The sequence below is a fragment of the Mycobacterium colombiense CECT 3035 genome, from assembly GCF_002105755.1.
In the GTDB taxonomy this organism is placed as follows: Bacteria; Actinomycetota; Actinomycetes; order Mycobacteriales; family Mycobacteriaceae; genus Mycobacterium; species Mycobacterium colombiense.
Genome location: NZ_CP020821.1, coordinates 3,411,685 through 3,433,768 on the forward strand (window position 1 = coordinate 3,411,685; position 22,084 = coordinate 3,433,768).

A 22,084-nucleotide genomic window follows, 5' to 3' on the forward strand; every position below is an offset into this window, starting at 1 on the left:
AGGGTAGCGCCCTGGCGGGCAGGTCAGACAGGCGCTCGGTCAGGCGGCGTCGAGCACCGCTTTGGCCGGCTCCCAGCGATACACGGTGGGTGTGCAGGCATGCATCAAGGCCAGGTCGACCGCGTCCACCATGGCTTGTAGCGGCCCGGGCTTGCGGAGGTGACGGGCCGCAACGGCAACCCGCACGACGCCGCCGCGGCGAGCGATCCGCTCGGCGGACAGCACCACCATCCGGCACCACCACGGCTCGGTGAGGAAGCCTTCGCCGATGCCGAGGACGCGCGCGCGGACGGTGTTGTGCCGGACCAGGTCGGTGATCCCGTGGAGATCGGCCAGCAACCGGAATCCGTTGTCCGGCAACGCCTTGACAACACCGGGTGACACCACCCAGCCGGGCGCCGCGAACAGCCGGGTACGCAACCCGAGGTGCTCGAGCACCCGGTCGGCGGCCATCAACCGCAGATTTGCCTCGTGCGCCCGCAGGATCGCGAATTCGCCGCGGCGCTTCTTGGTGGCGGCGTCGTCGTAGCCGTGCAGCACGATGGCGTCACCGCCGGCGCGACGTGTGGTCAGCCATTCGACGGTTTGCGGGTCGTGGTCGAGCCGATAGTCGCCGGACAGGCGGGGAGCCACCAGCAATGACACCGGCACCTTGCGGGCATCCATTTTCGCGCAGAACGCCTCGACGTCGGGAAGGGTCCGTTCACCGATCCCCGAGACCGAGACGATCAATTTTCCAGACACACCAGCAGTTTGCCGATCCCAAGTGTCGGAATGGTGAAGGACACGCAGACAGCAGGCGTATATGCACTCGGCCCAGCGCGATAACCGATTTCGGCGGTCATCGGACCTGCACAGACCGTAACCGCCGCGCGCGTCAGCCGGGATGATCAGTTCGATATGCTAAGCAACGCCATGGATGAGGCCTCGTACGCAGCGGCCAAAACGCCGCTGCCCCACGCCACTACCGGGCAGCCGGGCGTCGAGGAACGGGAATATCCCGACAAGCTCGATACCGCGCTGTTGCGGATCTCCGGCGTGTGCATCCTGGCCACCGTCATGGCGATCCTGGACGTCACCGTCGTCAGCGTCGCGCAACGCACCTTCATCGACCAATTCGCGTCCTCGCAGGCCGTCGTGGCCTGGACGATGACCGGCTACACACTGGCCCTGGCGACCGTGATCCCGATAACCGGGTGGGCGGCGGACCGGTTCGGCACCAAACGGCTCTTCATGGGCTCCGTGGTGGCGTTCATCTTGGGCTCGCTGCTGTGCGCTGTTGCCGCAAATATCCTGCAGCTCATCGTCTTTCGCGTGGTGCAGGGCGTCGGCGGTGGCATGCTGCTGCCGCTGGGGTTCATGATCCTGACCCGCGAAGCGGGTCCGCGACGGCTCGGGCGCCTGATGTCGATCCTGAGCATCCCGATGCTGCTCGCGCCGATCGGCGGGCCGATCCTGGGCGGCTGGCTGATCGACACCTCGAGTTGGCGGTGGATCTTTCTGATCAATGTGCCGATCGGGTTTCTCACCATCGCGCTGGCAGCCATCATCTTCCCGCGGGATCACCCGGCGCGATCGGAGACCTTCGACGCCGTCGGCGTACTCCTGCTCTCGCCGGGACTGGCGATGTTCTTGTTCGCGGTGTCGTCCATCCCCGGCCGCGGCACCGTGGCCGACCGCCACGTGGCGGTACCGGCGGCGATCGGGCTTTCGCTGATCGCGGGCTTCGTCGCGCACGCCTGGCGCCACGCCGACCACCCGCTGATCGACCTGCGGCTGTTCCGCAACCCGGTGCTCACGCACGCCAACGTGACGATGCTGGTGTTCGCCGGCGCATTTTTCGGCGCCGGCCTGCTGCTCCCGAGCTATTTCCAGCAGGTGCTGCACCAGACGCCGATGCAGGCGGGCGTGCACATGATCCCGCAGGGGCTGGGCGCCATGCTGACGATGCGCCTCACCGGACCGCTGGTGGACAGGCAGGGCCCCGGCAAGATCGTGCTGGTCGGGATCGCGCTGATCACCGCCGGCCTGAGCGCCTTCGCCTACGGGGTGGCCACCCAGTCCCACTACCTGCCCCTCCTGCTGGTCGGGCTGGCGATCATGGGCCTGGGCATGGGCTGCACGATGATGCCGCTGTCGGTCGCCTCCGTGCAGGCGCTGGCGCCCCACCAGATCGCCCGCGGCACGACGCTGATGAGCGTCAGCCACCAGGTGGGCGGCTCGATGGGAACCGCGCTGATGTCGATGATCCTGACGAACCAGTTCAATCGGAGCCCCGACATCGTCGCAGCAAACAAGCTCGCCGCCCTGCATCAGAAGGCGGCGGCCGATGGAGTGCCGGTCGATCCGGCGGCGATACCCCGCCAGTCGCTCGACCCCGGATTTCTGAGCAATGTTGTGCACGATCTTTCGCACGCCTATACCGCGGTATTTGTGATTGCCGTCGTGCTGGTGGTGTGCACTTTCATTCCGGCATCGTTTTTGCCGAAAAAGCCCGCAAGCGAAACGGCCTGCGAATAACATAATCGCCCGGTAACCGCGCGACCAGGCCGTTTGTCGGATTAGCGACTGCACAAGACGCAATCTGGGCGGCGCGAATTACACGCGTGCGAATAAGCCAATACGAGTAAAAACCCTTCTGCCGGGGCAACCCTGTGGATATGCTCAGCGGCGCCATGCAGAAGACCCGCTCCGCAGCTTTCAGCGTCCCGTTGCCCAGCGCTCCGGGATCGTCGCTGCACGCCGACGAATACCCCGACAAGCTGGACGCGGCGCTGTTCCGGATCGCCGGGGTGTGCGGGCTGGCGTGCATCATGGCGGTGCTGGACAGCACCGTGGTGGCCGTCGCGCAGCGCACCTTCATCGCGCAGTTCGGGTCCACCCAGGCCATCGTGTCGTGGACGATCGCCGGTTACATGCTCGCGTTCGCCACCGTGATCCCGATCACCGGTTGGGCGGCGGACCGGTTCGGCACCAAGCGCCTCTTCATGGGGTCGGTGCTGATCTTCACGCTGGGATCGCTGCTGTGCGCGGTCGCGCCGAACATCTTGCTGCTCATCCTGTTCCGGGTGATCCAGGGCGTCGGCGGCGGCATGCTGTTGCCGCTGAGCTTCGTGATCCTGACGCGCGAGGCGGGACCGAAGCGGGTTGGCCGCCTGATGGCGGTGGGCGGAATCCCGATCCTGCTGGGCCCCATCGGCGGCCCCATCCTGGGTGGCTGGCTCATCGGCGCCTACGGCTGGAAGTGGATCTTCCTGGTCAACCTGCCGATCGGGCTGACGGCCTTCGCGCTCGCGGCCGTCATGTTCCCGAAGGATCGTTCGGCCCCGTCGGAGGCGCTCGACATCACCGGCGCGCTGCTCCTGTCGCCGGGCGTGGCGATCTTCCTGTGCGGGGTGTGTTCCATCCCCGGGCGGCACACGATCGCCGACCGCTACGTGCTCGTTCCGGCCCTGCTCGGGCTGGTCCTGATCGCCGCGTTCATCCTGCACGCCTGGTATCGCACCGACCACCCCCTGATCGACCTGCGATTGTTCCGGAACCCGGTGGTCACCCAGGTCAACGTGACACTGCTGGTGTTCGGCGCCGCCTCTGTCGGCATTGGCCTGCTGGTGCCGAGTTTCTTCCAGATCGTCGGCCACGAGACGCCCATGCAGTCCGGTCTGCACATGCTGCCGATCGGGATCGGCGCGGTGCTGACCATGCCGCTCGGCGGGGCCTTCATGGACAAACGCGGGCCCGGCAACATCGTGCTGATCGGGCTGCCGCTCATGACGGTCGGGCTGGGTGTGTTCACCTACGGCGTGGCCAGGCAGGCCGCGTATTCACCGGTCTTGGTGACCGGGCTGGCCATCATGGGCCTGGGCATCGGGCTGACCACCACACCGCTGTCCGCGGCGCTCATGCAGGCACTCGCCCCGCATCAGGTTGCCCGCGGGACGACGCTGATCAGCGTGAACCAGCAGGTTGGTGGGTCGATCGGGGCCGCGCTCATGGCGGTGGTCCTGACCAACCAGTTCAATCGCAACGAGACCCTGATGGCGGCGAACGAGATGGGCGGCGTTCGCCCCGGCGCCGGTAAGCACGGCCTGCCCGCCGATCCGTCGGCCCTGCCGCGACAGCCGCTCGCCCCCGATCTGGCCAGCCACGTGTCACACCACCTGGCGCACGCGTATACCGCGGTGTTCGTGCTGGCCGTCGTGCTGGTGGCGTTCACCATCATCCCGGCATCGTTCCTGCCGAAGAAGCCGCCGAGCCCGCCGGCCGGCGAATAGCGCGATCACCGGTCGCGGTCGCCCCCGGCGGCCGCCAACAGCCACGCGTATTGGAAGGCGGCTTCCTCCCAGCCCTTGTAGCGGCCGCTGACCCCACCGTGCCCGGCGTTCATCTGGGTCTTCAACAGGACCTGACTGCCGTCGCCGTTGGCGTGGCGCAGCGCCGCGACCCACTTGGCCGGCTCGACGTAGTAGACCCTCGTGTCGTTCAGCGACGTCATGGCCAAGATCGCCGGATACCGCTTGGCCTCGACGTTCTCGTACGGCGAGTAGGACTTCATGTAGGCGTAGACGTCCTTGTCCGCCAAGGGATTTCCCCACTCGTCCCACTCGGTGACGGTGAGCGGCAGGGAGGGGTCCAAGATGGTGGTGAGCGGGTCGACGAACGGGACCTGCGCGAGAATGCCGGCGAAGAGTTCCGGCGCCAGGTTGGCCACCGCGCCCATCAGCAGTCCGCCGGCGCTGCCCCCCAGCGCCACCAGCTGTTGCGGCCGCGTCACGCCGGTATCCACCAAATGCCGTGCCACCGCGATGAAGTCGGTGAAGGTGTTCCGCTTCTCCAACAGCTTGCCGTGCTCGTACCACAGCCGGCCCATCTCGCCGCCGCCGCGCACGTGGGCGATGGCGAACACCATGCCGCGGTCCAGCAGCGACAGCCGGGCGATCGAGAAACTCGGATCGGTGCACAGCTCGTAGGCGCCGTAACCGTAAAGCAATGCGGGCGCCGGGAATTCGATGCCGGCGCGATGCACGATGGACACCGGGATCCGGGTGCCGTCGTCGGCGACCGCCCAGTCGCGCCGTTCCACATAGTCCTCGGGCCGGTAGTCGCCGAGGACGGGCTGCTCGCGCAGCAGGGTGCGTTCGCCGGTGGCGAGGTCGATGTCGTAGACCCGGGCCGGAACGACCAGCGATCCCGCCCGGATCCGCAGCTTGGGCGCCACCCAGTTGGGGTTGCCGGCCGGGCCGGCGGTCATCAGCTCGGAGTCGAACGAAATCTCTTCGGGCTGCCCATATGTGCCGTCGGCGTTGATGGGCCACAGCTGCATCCGGGGCAGCGCCTCGCGCCGGTAGCTGACGACCAGGAGGTCGGCGAAAGCGTCCACCGCGTCGAGCCGGACGTCGTCGCGGTGCTCGATGAGCGTGCGCTGCTGTGCCGGATCGCTGACCGGCGCCTCGGTGAGGGTGAAGTTGACGGCGCCGTCGTTGTGCAGGATCAAGAACCGGTCCTGCCCGCCGATGACCGCGTGCTCCACCGCATACTCGAAGCCCTCGCGGCGCGGCAGCACCACCGTGAACTGTGCCTGCGGGTCGGCGGCGTCGGCGTAGCGGTACTCGGAGGTGATCGAGGATCCCGAGGCGATGAAGACGTACGCCTGGCTGCGCGTGAGTCCCACGCCGAGCCAGTACTTTTCGTCGTCTTCGTGGTAGACCAGCTCGGCATCTTCGCCGGAGCCCACCCGATACCGCCACACCTTGTCGGGGCGGTGCGCGTCGTCCAGGGTCAGGTAGTACACGGTGCGGTTGTCGGCGGCCCACGTCGCGCCCGCGCCGATATCGGCGATCTCGTCGGGGAACAACTCGCCGGTGCTTAAGTCCTTGAACCGCAACGTATAACGCTCGTCGCCGAGGGTGTCGACCGAGTACGCGAGCAGGTTTCCGTCCAGGCTCACCGTCGCGGCGCCCAGGGAGAAGAACTCGTGCCCCTGCGCCTCGGCATTGGAGTCGAGCAGGATCTGCTCGCCCGGGATCTCGGTGTTCTCGTCCAGGGTCGGCGGATCCCAGTCGTCGGGACCGCTTATCGGACAACGGCATTGGACGCGGTATTGCTTACCCTCGTAGGTGCGCGCGTAGTACCACCAGTCGCCCTGCCGGGTGGGCACCGAAAGATCCGTCTCCTTGGTGCGCGCCTTGATCTCGTCGAATATCTGCTGCCGCAGCGGTTCGAGGTGGGCGGTCATCTGATCGACGTAGGCGTTCTCCGCCTCGAGATAGGAGATGACTTCGGGGTTGGTCTTTTCGCGCAGCCACTCGTAGGGGTCGACGAAGACGTCGCCGTGGTGCTCGCGCCGAGTCTCCACCCGCTTGGCGACAGGCGGCACCGAGCCGTCCAGGTGCGTGTCGGTCATGCGTTGGGGCCGATCCAGTCGTTGAAGCTGCGGCCGGAAATGCGTTCGTACGCCTCGATATAGCGGTCGCGGGTGGCGTCGATGATGTGCTGCGGCAGGGGCGGCGGGGGTTGTGAGCCGTGGCGGTCCCAGCCGGACTCGGGCCCGGTCAGCCAGTTGCGGACGAACTGCTTGTCGAAGCTGTTCTGGACGACGCCGACCTGGTACTCGTCGGCCGGCCAGTACCGCGACGAATCCGGCGTGAAGATCTCGTCGGCGAGCAGCAGGTTGCCGTCGCGATCGGTGCCGAACTCGAATTTGGTGTCCGCGATGATGATTCCTTTCCGGAGCGCGTGATCGGCGGCCTGCACATAGATTTGTAATGTGCGGTCACGCAATTGGTTGGCCCGCACGGCACCGACCATCTCGATGACCCGGGCGAAGGGGATGTTCTCGTCGTGGTCGCCCAGCGCGGCTTTTGTCGCGGGGGTGAACAGCGGTTCGGCGAACCTGCTGGCTTCGACGAGCCCCGGTGGCAGCGTGATGCCGCAGACCGTTCCGGTCGCCTGGTAGTCCAGCAATCCCGACCCGGTCAGGTAGCCGCGTGCCACGCATTCGACCGGAACCATCTCCAGCTGGCGCACCACCAGCGCGCGGCCAAGCACCTCGTCGGGGATGCGTGGGTCGTCCGGGGGCCCGGCCAGATGGTTGGGCGCGTCGACGAGGCCGAAGAAGAAGACGCTCATCGCGGTGAGGATGCGGCCCTTGTCCGGGATGGTGCTGTCCAGGACGAAGTCATACGCCGAGATCCGGTCGGAGGCGACGAGCAGCAGGTGCTCGTCATCGACGCGGTACAGCTCGCGGACCTTGCCGCTGGCCAGATGCTGGTAGTCGGACAGTGCAGGCATCCGGTCAGCCTATCGGGCACCCGCAAACGCGCTTTGTGCTGGGATCGGGGCTATGACACTGCGGTTTCTGCCCTACTCCACCAGGCCCGGCCGGCTGGCCGTCCAGCTGTTCAGCGACCTTGCCGTCGTCGTCTGGACGGTGCTCTGGCTGCTCGTCGGGCTGGCCGTGTACGACGCCATCGCCACCATCGCCGACGCCGGCCGGCAGGTGGAGAGCGGCGCGAAGGGAATCGCGGGCAACCTCGAGTCCGCCGGCCACGGCGCCCAGCACATCCCGGTGGTGGGCGACACGGTCAGCAAGCCGCTCAACTCGGCCAGCCACGCCGCGTTGGACATCGCCGGCGCGGGCCACGACCTGGACAGCGCGGCGAGCTGGCTCGCGGTGCTGCTCGCGATGGCCGTCGTTGCGGTCCCGATCCTCATCGCGGTGATGCCGTGGTTCTTTCTGCGGCTGCGATTCTTTCGGCGCAAGCTCACGGTGACCACGCTGGCCGCGACGCCGGCCGGGGCGCAACTGCTGGCGCTGCGGGCGCTGACCAACCGCCCGCCCCGCAAGCTGATCGCCGTCAGCGCGGATCCGGTCGGCGGGTGGCGCCGTGAGGATCCGGCCACCATCGGGGCCCTGGTCGCGCTCGAACTACGGTCGGCCGGAATCGCGTTGCGCGGGGGCTAGCAGCAGCGCCCGCGCCAGCATCAGCACCCCGGCGACCACCACAATGAGCCACGCGGCCAACGCATCCCAGAAGAACACCAGCGAAACGGTGAGCAGCGGGTGCCGGCCCAGCTCGACCGCCATGGCGAAACTGGCCGCGGAGTACATGCCCAGCGGGAACACGAACGCCCACCACACACCGGTGAATTGCAGCATGTTGGGATGGCGCCGGATGCGGTGCAGCGCAAAGTAGATCAGCGGCGGTATCCACAGGGTGGCCGTCACCCAGGTCACGATGCTGACCGCGCGCACCGGCCCGGCCAGCCAGGCGGGGGCCACGGTGTGGATGGTGTCGCCGGCCAGCGTCGCGATCGCCATGCCGCCCATCAGGATCCAGGTGTCCGGTTCGAAGCCGTCGCGGTCCTGGCGTTCGTTGACGACACGCCACATGGTCAGCGACGTCATCAGGCCGTAGATGCACAGCGCCGCCACCCACCCGGCCACGGCCACCGCCAGCCACCAGTGATGGCCGGTCTGCCGGGCCGCCCGGGCGATCACGATCGCCAAGCCGGAAGTGCCGACGCTGGCCAGCTGCCAGGGGCCGTGGGCGCGGTCGCGCAGCTCCGTCCACCGATGCGCCAACATGTTTCGCGCGCTGAGCAGGATCAGCACCAGCCAGGCTGCCAGCGCGACCACACCGAGCACCCGCGCCACCCACACCTTGGACGACAGGCGCGCGTCGATCACCGCGCAGGCGGCGACGAAGGTGATCAGGCGCAGGGTGACGTCGGGATCGGTCAGATCCCATCGCAACGTCTGGCCGGGGATGGCGGCCTTCGCGAGGACCAGGGCAATGAGAAACACCAGCCCGACAGTGGCGATGACACCCATCGTGTCGCTGATCAACGGGTACCCGTGATCGTGCGCCCCGACCGACAAGATTCCCGTTGCCATCACCGCGGCGAACACATCGGGTGAGGGCTCGACATCGGCGAACCGGATCGTCACGGCGCTTCGCGGAGTTCCACGACGAGGTGGCGAATGCCGGTGTGCCGGTTGCTGCGAGCCCATTCGACAGGACGGACGACACGCACCCCACCGAACCGCGACAGCAGCTCCTCGAACAGCACCCGTAGCTCCAGCCGGGCCAGGTTGGCACCGAGACAGTAGTGCACGCCCTGGCCGAATCCCAAGTGCGGATTGGGTTTTCGGGTGATATCGAATTCGTCGGCGCGGTCGAACACGCCGGCGTCGCGATTGGCCGAGCCTTCCCAGATCTGTATCTTCTGCCCCGCCTCGATCGACTGGCCGCAAAGGGCGACATCACGGGTGGCGGTGCGCCGCTTGGAGGGCGACGGCGACGTCCACCGCACCATCTCCTCGACGGCCGTGGGCAGCGCGCCCAGATCGCCGCGCAGTGACCGCAATTGGTGCGGATGGTTGGCCAGCGCCAGCAGACCACCCGCAACCGCGTTGCGGGTGGTCTCCGCGCCGGCGCTGAACAGCAGGCTGAAGAACAGGTACAGCTCGAGGTCGGACAGGGCGGAGCCGGCGGCGTCATCAAGCGTCGCGTTGGCCACCACCGACAACATGTCATCGGTCGGGTCTGCACGCTTGGCCGCGATCAGCTGCTGACCGTACTCATACATCCGCGATCCGGCCTCTTCGACGGAGAGCTGCGACAGGGACGCCTTGCGTGAACCACCGAAATCGAATTGCGGCTCGATCGCCTCGAACAACCAATGCCGTTCGGATTCAGGCACTCCCAGCAGAATGCAGATCATCTGCATCGGCAATTCGGCGGCGATGTCGACCAGGAAGTCGAACGGCTCGCCCGGCACCACCGCGTCCAGCAGCCGACGGGCCCGGGTCCGCAGGTCGTCCTCGACCAGCCGGATCATTCGCGGCGTCAGCCCCGAGCTGACCAACCGCCGGATCTGTGAATGCCGCGGATCGTCCATCATGTTGAGCACCTGACCCGCGATGGCCAGGTCCTGCAACAGCGTGCCGCCATACGGCCGCGGGCCACCGGTGACCGACGAATACGTCACCGGATCCTTAAGCACCTCAAGCGTTTCCGCGTAGGTGGCCACCGACCAGAACCCTTCGCCGTCCGGGGTGTTGTCGGTCGGTGCATGCCAATACACCGGCGCCTCGCGGCGATGGATCGCGAACAGATCGTGTGGAAATCCTCCTGCGAAGTTGTCCAGATCGGTGAAGTCGATCTCGGCGAGCCCGCCGGCCAGCGTCACAGGATCGCACCCGGGGCGTACTTGGCCGCGTCCGGGTAACGGTTCACCAACGCGTCCACCTGCGCGGCCACCTCGTCCACCTGGTCGCCGGCGGCGCCGGTGAACGCCTTCTTGTCGGCGAGCGCGGCGTCCAGCGCCGCGCGGTCCAGCGGCAACCGCTCGTCGGCGGCCAGCCGCTGCAGCAGGTCGGGCTCGGCGCCGTGTTCGCGCATGGCCAGCGCGGTGGCCACCGCGTGTTCGCGGATCACGTGATGCGCGGCCTCGCGCCCGACGCCGGCCCGCACCGCGGCGATCAACACCTTGGTGGTGGCCAGGAACGGCAGGTAGCGGTCCAGCTCGCGACTGATCACCGCCGGATAGGCGCCGAACTCGTCGAGCACCGTCAGGAAGGTCTCGATCTGCCCGTCGATAGCAAAGAAGCTGTCCGGCAACGCCACTCGGCGCACCACCGAACAGAACACATCGCCTTCGTTCCACTGGGCACCCGCCAGTTCGGCGGCCATCGAGGCGTAACCGCGCAGCACGACCTGCAACCCGTTGACCCGCTCGCAGCTGCGCGTGTTCATCTTGTGCGGCATGGCCGACGAGCCGACCTGTCCGGGCGCGAATCCCTCGGTGACCAGTTCATGCCCCGCCATCAGCCGGATGGTGTGGGCGAGCGACGACGGCCCGGCGCCCAGCTGCACCAGCGCCGAGAGCACATCGTGGTCCAGCGAACGCGGGTACACCTGCCCGACACTGGTCAATACCGTTGCGAATCCCAGGAATTCGGCGACACGTCGCTCGAGGTCGGCGAGCTTGGCCGTGTCGCCGTCGAGCAGGTCGAGCATGTCCTGCGCGGTGCCCATCGGGCCCTTGATGCCGCGCAGCGGATAGCGGTCGATCAGCTCCCGCAGCCTGGTCAGCGCGATCAGCGTCTCCTGGGCGGCCGAGGCGAACCTCTTGCCCAGCGTGGTGGCCTGCGCGGCGACGTTGTGGCTGCGCCCGGCCATCACCAGGTCGCGGTAGGCCACGGCCCGCTCGGCGAGCCGCGCGGCGACCGCCACGCCGTGGCCGAAGACCAGTTCCAGCGAACGCCGGATCTGCAGTTGCTCCACGTTCTCCGTCAGGTCGCGACTGGTCATGCCCTTGTGCACGTGCTCGTGACCGGCCAGCGCATTGAATTCCTCGATGCGCGCCTTGACGTCGTGGCGCAGCACCCGTTCGCGGTCCGCGATCGACGCCAGGTCGACGTCCTCGATCACCCGCTCGTAGTCGGCGATGGCGTCGGACGGCACCGGCACGCCCAGCTCCGCCTGCGCGCGCAGCACCGCGAGCCACAGCCGCCGCTCGGCGACGACCTTGGCCTCCGGCGACCAGATCGCGACCATCTCGGCGCTGGCGTACCGGGTGGCCAGCACATTCGGAATGCTCACTTGGTCCTCACGAACACACAGCTTACGGTCGCGGTCATAGCCTATGCGGATGTACTTCGCCGGCGTCGACCTCGCCTGGGCGGGTCGCAACCCGACCGGCGTCGCCGTCGTCGATGCGGGCGGCGCCCTGGCGAGCGCGTGCGCGGTCCGCGACGACGACGAGATCCTGGCCGCGCTGCATCCGTACGTGAGCGGCGATTGCCTGGTCGCCTTCGACGCGCCGCTGGTGGTGACCAACCCGACCGGCCAGCGTCCCGCCGAGACCGCGCTCAACCGCGATTTCCGCAGGTACGAAGCCGGTACCCACCCCTGCAACACCGGAAAGCCCGAGTTCGCCGCGGGTCCGCGCGCGGGCCGGCTGGCCGCGGCGCTGGGACTGGCTCTGGATCCGCGATCGCCGTCCGCCCGGCGCGCCATCGAGGTCTACCCGCACGCGGCGACCGTCGCGCTGTTCCGCCTGGAGCGGACCCTGAAATACAAGGCGAAACCCGGGCGCACCGTCGACGGGCTCAAATCCGAGCTGTCGCTGCTGATGGACGGCGTCGAGCGGCTGGCGCGGGCCCCGGTGCCGCTCCACGTGGCCGGGCACGCCGGTTGGGTCGCGCTGCGCAGGGCCGTCGCGGCCGCACAGCGCAAAAGCGAGCTGCGCCGCGCGGAGGATCCGGTCGACGCCGTGGTCTGCGCCTATGTGGCGTTGTATGCGCAGCGCAGCCCTGCGGCCGTGACGATCTACGGCGACCTGGACACCGGGTGCATCGTGACGCCGTCGCCGCCGGTGGATCGGAGTCCGCGCGTAGCGGTCGGTCAGATCTGCACGGGCCGCTGATCGATGGGCGCGAGCACCTCGATGAGATCGACCACCGCACCCTGTGCCGCCGCGCGCGGATCCCGGCCCTCGACCAGGGCCGAGACCACCGAACCGTCGACCGCGCAGATCAGCGTGCACACCAGTTCGATGTGCACCGAGCGGCCCGAGCGCTCGATCGCCTCGGCAACCGCCTCGGCCCGCTGGCGCAGGCTGCGGCGCATGGTCTCGCGCAGCGCGGGCAGCCGGGTGCATGCGATGTGCCGCTCGTAGCGCGAGATCAGCTGATCGGTGCGGCCCGGGCCGGCGACGTCGCCCACGAGCAGATCGGCCAGCACCTCGGCGATGGTCTCGGGTCCCCGGCGCCGGCGCGACAAGCCGCTGACCCGCGAGCGCAACTGCGCCACCTCGATCATCGCGATGTGTTCGACGGCGCGCGCGATCAGATCGTCGAGCGAGGAGAAGTAATAAGTGGTGGACGCCAACGGCAATCCGGCCCGGCGGGCGACCGCCCGGTGCCGCACCGCTTCGAAGCCACCCTCGGACAGCAGCTCGGCGGCGGCGCTGACGAGCGCGTACCGTCGACGTTCTCCTTTTGGAGTAACCGCTGCAGTCACGAGTAGCCATCGTGCCAGCCAAAGTGGTACTGCATTGCCATTTCGGCCAAACGGCCAGGGCATAATGGCCCGCATGCCCGACTTGAGCCGACGCGCCCTGCTCGGCCTCGGCGCCAGCGCGGCCGTGGGGGCGGTGGGCGCCTACGGGCTCGACATCCTGTTAGAGCCCCGCACATCTCACGCGATGCCGGTGTCGAAGGCCGCCACCCAGGCACCATTGGCGCCGCCCAGTCCACCCCGCGATCCGGCTCCCCCGGCCGCGGCCGCGCCGACGATGGTGACCGGTTCCTTCGTCTCCGCCGCGCGTGGCGGGGCGAGCACCAACTGGGCCATCGCGCGCCCGCCGGGCCAGACGAAGCCGCTGCGACCGGTGATCGCCCTGCACGGCAAGGGCAGTGACGCGTCCACCGTGATGGCGGGCGGTGTCGAACACGGTCTGGCGCAGGCCGTCGATGCCGGCCTGCCACCCTTCGCGGTGGTCGCCGTCGACGGCGGTGGCGGCTACTGGCACAAGCGGTCCTCCGGTGAGGACAGCGGCGCGATGGTGCTCGACGAGCTCATCCCGATGCTGGGCAGCCAGAATCTGGACACCTCACGGGTGGCGTTCCTGGGCTGGTCGATGGGCGGCTACGGCGCGCTGCTGCTGGGCGGACGGCTGGGACCGGCCCGCACCGCGGCGATCTGCGCGGTGAGCCCGGCGCTGTGGATGTCCTCGGGCGCGGCCGCACCCGGGGCCTTCGACGGGCCGGACGACTTCGCGGCCAACTCGGTGTTCGGCATGCCCGCCCTGGCTTCGATCCCCATCCGGATCGATTGCGGCGACAGCGATCCGTTCTACGCGGCGACGAAGCAGTTCATCGCGCAACTGCCCAATCCGCCGGCCGGTGGCTTCTCGCCCGGTGGGCACGACGGGGCGTTTTGGAGCTCGCAGTTGCCCGCCGAGCTGACCTGGATGGCACCGCTGCTGACGGCCTGACGAGTTACGCTCGCGGAGGTGACCGCACCTTTCGACTGGACCCTCCCCTACGCCTGGCCGCGCAAGCCCATCCTGGCCGAAAACGTCGTGTGCACATCGCAACCGCTCGCCGCCCAGGCGGGCCTGCGGATGCTCGCGCAGGGCGGCAGCGCGGTGGACGCGGCCATCGCCACCGCCATCACCCTGACGATCGTGGAGCCGGTGTCCAACGGCATCGGTTCGGACGCCTTCGCGATCGTGTGGGATGGCAAGCGACTGCACGGCCTGAACGCCTCCGGCCGCTCGCCCGCGGGGTGGACACCGGAATACTTCGGCGGCAAGGGCGTTCCGATCCTCGGTTGGAATTCGGTGACCGTGCCCGGGGCGGTGTCGGCGTGGACCGAACTGCACGGCAAGTTCGGCAAGTTGCCGTTCGAGCGGCTCTTCGAGCCGGCAATATCATATGGCCGCAACGGTTTTCCGGTTTCGCCGACGGTCGCGGAGCAGTGGGCGGCGCAGGTGCCGCTGTTCGAAAGCCAGCCGGGTTTCGCCACGGCGTTTCTGCCCGGCGGGCGGGCGCCGAAACCGGGTGAGCGGTTCAGCCTGCCGGATCATGCCGCGACGCTCGAGACGATCGCCGCGACCAACGGCGAGGCGTTCTACCGCGGGGAACTGGCGGCCAGGCTCGAGGCGCACGCGCTGGCCAACGACGGCGCCTTGCGGGCCAGCGACCTGGCGACGCACCGCGCCGACTGGGTCGGCACCGTCGACGGCGGCTACCGCGGATACACGGTGCACGAAATCCCACCCAACGGGCAGGGCATCGTCGCGCTGATCGCCCTGGGCATTCTGGAGCATTTCGACATGGCCTCGCTGCCAGCCGATTCCGCCGACAGCGTGCACCTGCAGATCGAAGCCGTGAAGCTGGCATTCGCCGATGCCCAGGCCTACGTCGGCGACATCGACCACATGCCGCTGGGTCCGGAAACCCTGCTGGACAAGGAATACCTGAAGGGGCGCGCGGGACTGATCGACCGCGAAAGGGCCAAGCCCGCATCCGCCGGGGCCCCGGCGGGCGGAACCGTCTACCTGACCGCGGCCGACGCCGCGGGGATGATGGTGTCGATGATCCAGTCGAACTACATGGGGTTCGGCTCGGGCGTGGTGGTCCCGGGCACCGGGATCTCGCTGCAGAACCGGGGCGCGAATTTCGTTGCCACCCCTGGTCATCCGAATACCGTGGCCCCGAACAAGCGCCCCTACCACACCATCATCCCGGGATTCGTGACGAGAGACGGGGCACCGGTCATGAGCTTCGGCGTGATGGGCGGAATGATGCAGCCCCAGGGCCACGTGCAGGTGATGGTGCGCATCGCCGACCACGGGCAGAATCCGCAGGCGGCATGCGACGGCCCGCGGTTCCGGTGGGTCGACGGTATGCAGGTCAGCTGCGAAAAAGGTTTCCCGGATTCGACGCTGGACGAATTGCGCCGGCGCGGACACGATCTGGTCGCCGTCGACGACTACAACCAATTCGGCAGCTGCCAGGCGATCTGGCGCCTCGACGGCGGCTACTTCGCGGCCAGCGATCCGCGCCGTGACGGTCAGGCCCTGGGATTTTGAGGGCCTTCTAGACGCTGATCTTCCCGTCGGCCGCCAACTGGGCGATGTCGCTGCGGAAATGGCTGCCCGGCAGGCGAATCGAACGCACGACCGCATAGGCTTGCGCCCGGGCGGCCGTCAGGTCGGCGCCCGTGCCCACCACCGAAAGCACCCGGCCGCCCGACGAGACGATCTCGCCGTCGTCGCGCCGCGCCGTTCCGGCGTGCAGCACCCCGTCGGCCTCCGAGCCCACGATGACGTCCCCCACGCGGGGGCGTCCGGGATAGCTCTCCGCCGCCACCACCACCGTCACGGCCGCGCCGTCGTGCCAGCGCAGCTCGCCGAAGTCCGCCAAGGTGCCGCTGGCCGCCGCGTACAACAGCTGACCCAGCGGCGATTCCAGCAGCGCCAGCACCGCCTGCGTCTCGGGATCGCCGAAGCGGCAATTGAATTCGACCACCGCGGGTCCGTTAGCGGTGATCGCGAGTCCGGCATACAGCAGTCCGCTGAACGAGCTGTTCCGCGCAACCAATTCGGCCGCAACGGGTTCGACGACGTTGCTGACGATGTCGCGATAGACCTCGTCGGGAAGCCACGGGACCGGCGCGTAGGCCCCCATGCCGCCGGTGTTGGGCCCGCTGTCGCCGTCGCCGACGCGCTTGAAGTCCTGCGCCGGCAGCAGCGGCACCACGGTTGCGCCGTCGACGACGCAGAACAGCGATACCTCCGGGCCGTCCAGGTAAGACTCCAACAGCACCGGGTGTCCCGCCTCGAGCAGCCCGGCGGCGTGCGCGCGGGCCACACCGCGATCCGCGGTCACCACCACGCCCTTGCCGGCGGCCAGGCGGTCGTCCTTCACCACCCAGGCCGCATCCCCCGCCGGCGGGCCGAACCGGTCCAGGGCGGCGTCTAAATGCGCGGGGGTGTCGACGATTTCACTGGTCGCGGTGCGCACCCCGGCCGCGGCCATGATTTCTTTGGCGAACGCTTTGGAGCCCTCGATGCGGGCGGCGTCCTTGCTGGGGCCGAAGCAGGCGATGCCCGCGGCCCGCACCGCGTCGGCCACCCCGAGGACCAACGGCACCTCGGGACCGATGACCACCAGGTCGGCGCGGACCTCGCGCGCCAGGGCGACGACGTGGTCCGCCGAGGTGACATCGACGTCGCGCTGGTCGGCCAGCCGCGCGGTGCCCGCGTTGCCGGGAGCGATCGCCAGCCCCGTGACCTCGGGGTCTTTGCGAAGCGCCAGCAGCAACGCATGCTCACGGGCACCGGAACCAATCACCAGGACGCGCACGACACGTCAGACTAGCCCGGTCAAACGGCCCCCGCCCACCGTCCCCGGATTCAAAGGATTTTCTCCAGCAGCGCCCTGAGGTCGTTGCGCTGCGCGGCGGTGAGGCGGCCGAGGCGCTTGTCGAACTCGCCGGAGAGCAGGGTCAGGCCTTTCCGGACGGCCTGGCGCCCGGCCGGGGTGAGCAGCAGCCGGTGCCGACGCAGATCGCACGGGTCGATCTCGCGGCGCACGAACCCCGCGGCCTCGAGCCGCTTCAGGTACAGCGTCACCGTCGCCTTGGGCATGCTCAGCGTCGCGGCCAGTTCGGCCGGATAGGGATGCTCGTCGATCTCGGCGAGCAGAAACAGCTCCTTGGACTCGAGGCCCAGCGCGCAGATGTCGGCCTCGGCGCACGAGATCACCGAGAGCAGCACCCGGTAGTTCAGTGACCAGATCCTGGCCGCATCGACTGCAGACATTCGACTTGCCAGATCGTTCAGCTATGAACTAGTTTTGTTATGAACAACCTCATAGCCGAACAATCTACCAGGGAGTGGGCCTCATGCCGCTGGATCAATACGTGACACTCGGGCGGTCCGGCCTGCGCGTCAGCCCGCTGTGCCTGGGCGCGATGACCTTCGGCGAGGACCTCGGTTGGGGCACCAGCGTGGATGAATCTCAACAGATCATCGATCGATACCTCGAGCTCGGCGGTAACTTCATCGACACCGCCAACTTCTACACCCGCAGCCACTCCGAGAAGATCATCGGCGACCACGTCGGGCGCCACCCCGCCCGCCGCGATCGACTGGCGATCGCGACCAAGTTCAGCGGCAACCTGTATCCGGGTGATCCCAACGGCGGCGGCTCGGGCCGTAAGTCACTGATCAATGCCTGCGAAAACTCGTTGCGGCGCTTGCAAACCGACTACATCGACCTGTACTGGCTGCACATCTGGGACTCCAACACCCCCATCGAGGAGACCATGGCGGCGCTCGAGGACCTGGTCCGGGCCGGCAAGGTGCGCTACATCGGGGTTTCGGACACCCCGGCGTGGAAGATCGCCCAGGCCAACCTCATCGCCCAGTTCCGCGGCTGGTCGGCGTTCGTCGGGTTGCAGGTCGAGTACTCGCTCCTGGAGCGCGCCATCGAACAGGACCTCGTCCCGATGGCCTCCGAATTCGGCCTCGGCATCACGCCGTGGTCGCCGTTGAAGGGCGGCGTCCTCAGCGGCAAGTACACCCGCGCCAGCAGCGGCCGGCACAACGCCGACCGCGGCGCGATGGTCGACGCCTTTCTCAACGAGAAGACCTACGCCGTCATCGACGAACTCGAGGCCATCGCGAAAGCGCACGAGACCAACGTCGCCAGCGTTTCGCTGGCCTGGGTGCGCGCGCAGCGCGCTGTCTCGTCCGTCATCATCGGGGCGCGCCGGCTCTCCCAGCTCGAGGACAACGTGCGGGCCGTCGACCTGCACCTGAGCGCCGACGAACTGGCCCGGCTCGACGCGCTGACCAAGCCGCGCTTCGGATTCCCGCACAACATGCTGGAGATGGCGCCGGGCATCATCAACGGCGGGACGACGGTCAACGGAATCGCCGGGCCGATCTCCGAGTACGTGATGCCCGAAGGCGTTCAGCCGTACTGAGTCTGGCGGGTCACTCCCCCGAGTGCATCTTCAGCGCGGCGTCCACGTTGGCCTTCTTGTCCTCCCCGGAACCCTTCGCCGCGGCCTTCTTGCGCTTGGCAACGACGGCGTCGACCGCGCCGTTGAGCGCCGAACCCAGCGGGAAGCCCAGGTAGTGGGTGAGGAAGACGGCCATCTCCTTCAGCTCGGTCTCGGTGAGCTCGCCGTTGAGAAGTGCGGCGTTGATCTGGATTTCGGCCAGGTCGCGGTTCCCGACCGCGGTCACCGCCGTCAGCGTCATGATGCGCTTGTCGCGCATCGACAGTCCCGGTCGCGTCCAGATGCTGCCGAACAGGTGGTCCACGGTCAGGTCGAAGTATGCGTCGCCCTCGATGTTGGGCATCTCCCAGCCGTAGACCTCGTTCATCTTCGCGAGGCCCTTGCTGCGCAGCTCGTCCATTACGCCTCTTCCTCCTTGTGTGGTACCCCAAGGCTCGCGGCCAACCTCTGGTAGGCCAACTGGGCGAGTGGCAGGTCCACCGACACCGCCTCCCCGAGGGAAAGTGCCAGGCTCAGGTCCTTCTCGCCGAGCCCCCGGGTGTGCAGGAAAGGCTCGTACAGGAAGTTGTCCGGCTCAATGTCTTTCATGTCGTCGCGCACCATGATCGCACCCGGGCCGCTGGTGAGCGCGTCGGTGTGGCGGACCACCCGGCCCAGGGCCTGCAGGTCGAGGCCGGCCGCCTCGGCCAGCTTCATGGCCTCACACGCCGCGGCGTACGAGGTGAACGTCAACATGTTGCGGGCCAGCTTCATTCGGGTTCCAGCGCCCGGCTCACCCGCGTGCACCACCATCGCCGCCCAGTGTTTGAACGCCGGCTTGATCTTCTCGTAGACCTCCCGGTCGGCGCCCACCATCGTGGCGAGCTCGCCCTTGGCGGCGGCGGCCGCCCCGCCGCTCACCGGCGCGTCGATGACGTGGATGCCCTGCGGCTTGTGTTCGGCCGCGAGTTCGACCGCGGTGGTGTCGCTGATGGTCGAGTGGATCGCGATGACGGTGCCGGGCTTCGCGGTGGCCGCCAGCTCGCCGACCACCTCACGCACCTGGGTGTCGTTGAGCACGGTGATGTGGATGATGTCGGCGGCCGCGACATCGGCGACGCTGTCGGCCAGGCTGGCGCCCTTTTCGGCCAGGGGGGTCATCGCCTCGGTCCGGATGTCGTAAACCGTTACCCCGCCCGGCCATTCGGTCATCTTCGTGGCCATCGGCGCGCCCATGTTGCCCAGCCCGATGTAGCCGAGTTTCACATCGTCACTCATGATCGGATTATCTGCCCGCCGTCAACGTTGAAGATCTGCCCGGTGATCCACTGCGCCTCATCCGAGAGCAGGAACAGGCACATGCCGACCAGGTCCTCGGGAGTACCCATCCGCGACAACGGAAGCCCCTTGACGATGTCGTCCACCATCTCCTTGGGCGTGGTGGTCCGGTTGGCCTCGGTGTCGATGGGCCCGGGCGCGATCGCGTTGATGCGGATGTTGCGGCCGCCCAGCTCGCGCGAGAGTTGTTGGGTCAGGCCGTTGATGCCGACCTTGGCCAGGCCGTAGTAGTTGGCGTAAAGCCAGGCGGCCGTGGACGACTGGTTCACGATCGCCCCACCACCGCGCTTGCTCATCTTCTTGTACACCGCGCGGGTGCACCACAGCGCACCGTCCAGGTTCACGCTCATGAATTTCTTGTAGTACTCCGGGTCGATCGTCAGCAAGAAGTCCAGCTTCATGCCGCCGAAGATGGCGGCGTTGTTGACCAGGTAGTCGATGCCGCCGAATTCGGCCAGCGTGCGGTCGGCCATCTCCTTGGCCGACGCGGGGTCGGACACGTCGACCGGGATGCTGATGGCCGTCCCGCCGTCGGCCACGATCTGCTTGGCGACCGCGTCGGCGGCCTCGGCATTGATGTCGGCGACCACCACCGCCGCACCCTCACGGGCCAGCGCCTCGGCGTACGCCTGCCCGATGCCGCCACCGGACCCGGTGACGATGCCAACCTTGTTCTCGAATCGCATGTTTTCCTCTCGGTCGCCCGCTGGCGCGGTCACTGCACGGCTGTGGCGATGGTTTTGATTTCCAGGTACTCCTCGAAGCCGGCCACGCCCATTTCGCGTCCGTTGCCGGATTGCTTGTATCCACCGAACGGCGCGTCGGCGGAGTACCAGACACCGCCGTTGACATTGACGGTGCCCACCCGCATCCGGGCGGCGAAGCCGGCCGCGCGTTCGGGGTCGGCACTGAACACGGTGCCGGACAAGCCATATGGCGAATCGTTGGCGATGCGCAGCGCGTCGTCCTCGCCGTCGTAGGCGATCACGGTCAGCACCGGCCCGAAGATCTCCTCCCGGGCGGGCCGCGCTTCGTTGGTCAGGCCCGCGATGACCGTGGGTTCGATGAAGAATCCGCGGTCGCGGTCCGCCGGGCGGCCGCCGCCGCAGGCGAACGTCCCGCCCTCGGCGATCGCCAGATCGAGGTAGCTCTGCACCCGGTCCCGTTGCCGCGCGGAAATGACTGGCCCGCACACGGTTCCGGAGTCATCGGGGTCTCCGGGCTTGATCGATCCCATGGTGCCCGCGGCGATGGCGACGGCCTCGTCGTAGCGGGCCCGCGGCACCACCAGCCGGGTGGTGATGGCGCAGCCCTGGCCGGCGTGCATGGCCGCGGTGAACGCCGACATCGAGCACGCCCCGCCCAGGTCGGCGTCGTCGAGAACCACGAACGCCGACTTGCCGCCCAGCTCCAGGAACACCCGTTTGATGGTCGCGGCGGCATCACCCATCACCGTGCGGCCGGTTGCGGTCGATCCGGTGAACGAAACCATGTCCACCCGAGGGTCTTTCGAGAGCAGCGCCCCCACCCGGTGGTCGTTAGACGTGATGATGTTGACGACGCCGGGCGGGAAGTCGGTGTGTTCGGCGATGATTTCGCCGAGCACGGCGGCACACCAGGGGGTGTCCGGTGCGGGCTTGAGCACCACGGTGTTGCCGGCGGCCAGCGCGGGTCCCAGTTTGGCGAGGTTGATCTGATGCGGGAAGTTCCACGGGGTGATGGCGCCGACGACACCGACCGCCTCCCGCGCGATCGTGCGCCGCGTCGGGATGCCCATCGGCGATGCCCGGCCGAGGTCGACATTCCACTCGTAGGACTCGGCGGTGTCGGCCGCGAAGCTCAGGTCGCCGACCGGTCCCTCCAACTGGGCGGCCGACGTGAGCATCCGGGGGGCGCCGACCTCGGCGATGGTGATGTCGCGCAGCTCTTCGATGTGATCGCGCATCGCGTCGCGCAACTGTCGTATGCAACGCACCCGCAATTCGGTGTTGCGGGACCAGTCCGTCTCGTCGAAGGCGCGCCGCGCGGCGGCGATGGCGCGGTCCATGTCGGTGGCGTCGGCGTTGGCGGCGACACCCAGCACCTCCTCGGTCGCCGGGTTCACCGTGGGGAAGTTGCCGGCGCTGCCGGCCGACAGCTTGCCGTCGATGAAGAGTTCGCTCACGCCGTCGGCCAACAAGGCCATGTCCCGCTCCCGTCTGTGCGCGGATCAACCC

Annotated in this window: 20 protein-coding genes; 7 read left to right on the forward strand and 13 right to left on the reverse strand. The window is 68.2% G+C overall.

Features of this window, described 5'->3' with window-relative positions; all coding sequences use genetic code 11:
• Window positions 1–39: 39 nt before the first annotated feature.
• Window positions 40–744, reverse strand: coding sequence for a DUF2334 domain-containing protein (locus B9D87_RS15795; RefSeq protein ID WP_007772601.1), 705 nt, complete (start codon window positions 742–744; stop codon window positions 40–42).
• A 156-nt stretch (window positions 745–900) separates the two neighbouring features.
• Between B9D87_RS15795 and B9D87_RS15800 the strand changes: the two genes are divergently transcribed.
• On the forward strand, window positions 901–2,520 hold the full coding sequence (locus B9D87_RS15800) for a DHA2 family efflux MFS transporter permease subunit (RefSeq protein ID WP_007772599.1): 1,620 nt from the start codon (window positions 901–903) through the stop codon (window positions 2,518–2,520).
• 140 nt (window positions 2,521–2,660) lie between these two features.
• Entirely contained in the window at window positions 2,661–4,274 is a 1,614-nt protein-coding gene (locus B9D87_RS15805; RefSeq protein ID WP_040630659.1) for a DHA2 family efflux MFS transporter permease subunit, read from the forward strand.
• A 5-nt stretch (window positions 4,275–4,279) separates the two neighbouring features.
• Here B9D87_RS15805 and B9D87_RS15810 read toward each other — a convergent pair whose 3' ends face one another.
• Both B9D87_RS15810 and B9D87_RS15815 read right to left on the reverse strand, forming a co-directional pair.
• On the reverse strand, window positions 4,280–6,403 hold the full coding sequence (locus B9D87_RS15810; protein ID WP_007772595.1) for a S9 family peptidase: 2,124 nt from the start codon (window positions 6,401–6,403) through the stop codon (window positions 4,280–4,282).
• The gene (locus B9D87_RS15815; RefSeq protein WP_007772593.1) at window positions 6,400–7,290 is read right to left on the reverse strand and encodes a phosphoribosylaminoimidazolesuccinocarboxamide synthase; all 891 of its coding nucleotides are present in this window, start codon (window positions 7,288–7,290) and stop codon (window positions 6,400–6,402) included. Before B9D87_RS15815 ends, B9D87_RS15810 begins: the two co-directional genes overlap by 4 nt.
• A 52-nt stretch (window positions 7,291–7,342) precedes the next feature.
• Between B9D87_RS15815 and B9D87_RS15820 the strand changes: the two genes are divergently transcribed.
• Window positions 7,343–7,963 carry a hypothetical protein gene (locus B9D87_RS15820; protein WP_007772592.1) on the forward strand — a complete coding sequence of 207 codons (621 nt, stop codon included), beginning with the start codon at window positions 7,343–7,345 and terminating at the stop codon, window positions 7,961–7,963.
• Here B9D87_RS15820 and B9D87_RS15825 read toward each other — a convergent pair.
• The 3 genes from B9D87_RS15825 to purB are packed head-to-tail and all read right to left on the reverse strand — an operon-like array spanning window position 7,928 to window position 11,609.
• A complete protein-coding gene (locus tag B9D87_RS15825; protein WP_007772591.1) occupies window positions 7,928–8,950 on the reverse strand; it encodes a tellurite resistance/C4-dicarboxylate transporter family protein in 1,023 nt (340 codons plus the stop codon). The genes B9D87_RS15820 and B9D87_RS15825 overlap by 36 nt on opposite strands.
• The gene (locus tag B9D87_RS15830; RefSeq protein WP_007772590.1) at window positions 8,947–10,194 is read right to left on the reverse strand and encodes a cytochrome P450; all 1,248 of its coding nucleotides are present in this window, start codon (window positions 10,192–10,194) and stop codon (window positions 8,947–8,949) included. The genes B9D87_RS15825 and B9D87_RS15830 overlap by 4 nt, the downstream gene beginning before the upstream one ends.
• Window positions 10,191–11,609 (reverse strand): adenylosuccinate lyase, encoded by a 1,419-nt coding sequence (gene purB, locus B9D87_RS15835; protein ID WP_007772587.1) that lies wholly within the window; start codon window positions 11,607–11,609, stop codon window positions 10,191–10,193. The genes B9D87_RS15830 and purB overlap by 4 nt, the downstream gene beginning before the upstream one ends.
• A gap of 49 nt (window positions 11,610–11,658) precedes the next feature.
• On the opposite strand from purB, the gene B9D87_RS15840 reads away from it, so the two are divergent.
• A complete protein-coding gene (locus B9D87_RS15840) occupies window positions 11,659–12,435 on the forward strand; it encodes a DUF429 domain-containing protein (protein WP_007772585.1) in 777 nt (258 codons plus the stop codon).
• Here the strand turns inward: B9D87_RS15840 and B9D87_RS15845 are convergent.
• Window positions 12,414–13,031: a TetR/AcrR family transcriptional regulator gene (locus B9D87_RS15845; RefSeq protein ID WP_040630657.1), complete on the reverse strand. Its 618-nt coding sequence runs from the start codon at window positions 13,029–13,031 to the stop codon at window positions 12,414–12,416. The two genes, B9D87_RS15840 and B9D87_RS15845, sit on opposite strands and share 22 nt — an antisense overlap.
• A gap of 61 nt (window positions 13,032–13,092) precedes the next feature.
• Between B9D87_RS15845 and B9D87_RS15850 the strand changes: the two genes are divergently transcribed.
• Together B9D87_RS15850 and B9D87_RS15855 are read left to right on the forward strand one after the other, a co-directional pair.
• Window positions 13,093–14,007 carry an alpha/beta hydrolase-fold protein gene (locus tag B9D87_RS15850; protein ID WP_040630781.1) on the forward strand — a complete coding sequence of 305 codons (915 nt, stop codon included), beginning with the start codon at window positions 13,093–13,095 and terminating at the stop codon, window positions 14,005–14,007.
• Between the two features lie 18 nt (window positions 14,008–14,025).
• Window positions 14,026–15,609 (forward strand): gamma-glutamyltransferase family protein, encoded by a 1,584-nt coding sequence (locus B9D87_RS15855; RefSeq protein ID WP_007772581.1) that lies wholly within the window; start codon window positions 14,026–14,028, stop codon window positions 15,607–15,609.
• Window positions 15,610–15,616: 7 nt separating this feature from the next.
• Here the strand turns inward: B9D87_RS15855 and purD are convergent, their stop codons facing one another.
• Window positions 15,617–16,885, reverse strand: a complete 1,269-nt coding sequence (gene purD, locus B9D87_RS15860) for a phosphoribosylamine--glycine ligase (RefSeq protein WP_007772580.1) — start codon at window positions 16,883–16,885, stop codon at window positions 15,617–15,619.
• Window positions 16,886–16,935: 50 nt separating this feature from the next.
• Window positions 16,936–17,343, reverse strand: a complete 408-nt coding sequence (locus B9D87_RS15865) for a MarR family winged helix-turn-helix transcriptional regulator (RefSeq protein WP_007772579.1) — start codon at window positions 17,341–17,343, stop codon at window positions 16,936–16,938.
• Window positions 17,344–17,417: 74 nt separating this feature from the next.
• Here B9D87_RS15865 and B9D87_RS15870 point away from each other — a divergent pair, with 74 nt between their 5' ends.
• Entirely contained in the window at window positions 17,418–18,512 is a 1,095-nt protein-coding gene (locus B9D87_RS15870; protein WP_040630656.1) for an aldo/keto reductase, read from the forward strand.
• A 10-nt stretch (window positions 18,513–18,522) separates the two neighbouring features.
• On the opposite strand, the gene B9D87_RS15875 is transcribed toward B9D87_RS15870, so the two are convergent.
• The 4 genes from B9D87_RS15875 to B9D87_RS15890 are packed head-to-tail and all read right to left on the reverse strand — an operon-like array spanning window position 18,523 to window position 22,053.
• Window positions 18,523–18,951, reverse strand: a complete 429-nt coding sequence (locus B9D87_RS15875; RefSeq protein ID WP_007772577.1) for a carboxymuconolactone decarboxylase family protein — start codon at window positions 18,949–18,951, stop codon at window positions 18,523–18,525.
• The gene (locus B9D87_RS15880; protein WP_007772576.1) at window positions 18,951–19,808 is read right to left on the reverse strand and encodes an NAD(P)-dependent oxidoreductase; all 858 of its coding nucleotides are present in this window, start codon (window positions 19,806–19,808) and stop codon (window positions 18,951–18,953) included. The genes B9D87_RS15875 and B9D87_RS15880 overlap by 1 nt, the downstream gene beginning before the upstream one ends.
• The gene (locus B9D87_RS15885; protein ID WP_007772575.1) at window positions 19,805–20,554 is read right to left on the reverse strand and encodes an SDR family oxidoreductase; all 750 of its coding nucleotides are present in this window, start codon (window positions 20,552–20,554) and stop codon (window positions 19,805–19,807) included. The genes B9D87_RS15880 and B9D87_RS15885 overlap by 4 nt, the downstream gene beginning before the upstream one ends.
• A gap of 29 nt (window positions 20,555–20,583) precedes the next feature.
• Window positions 20,584–22,053 (reverse strand): aldehyde dehydrogenase, encoded by a 1,470-nt coding sequence (locus tag B9D87_RS15890; protein ID WP_007772574.1) that lies wholly within the window; start codon window positions 22,051–22,053, stop codon window positions 20,584–20,586.
• Between the last annotated feature and the right edge of the window lie 31 nt (window positions 22,054–22,084).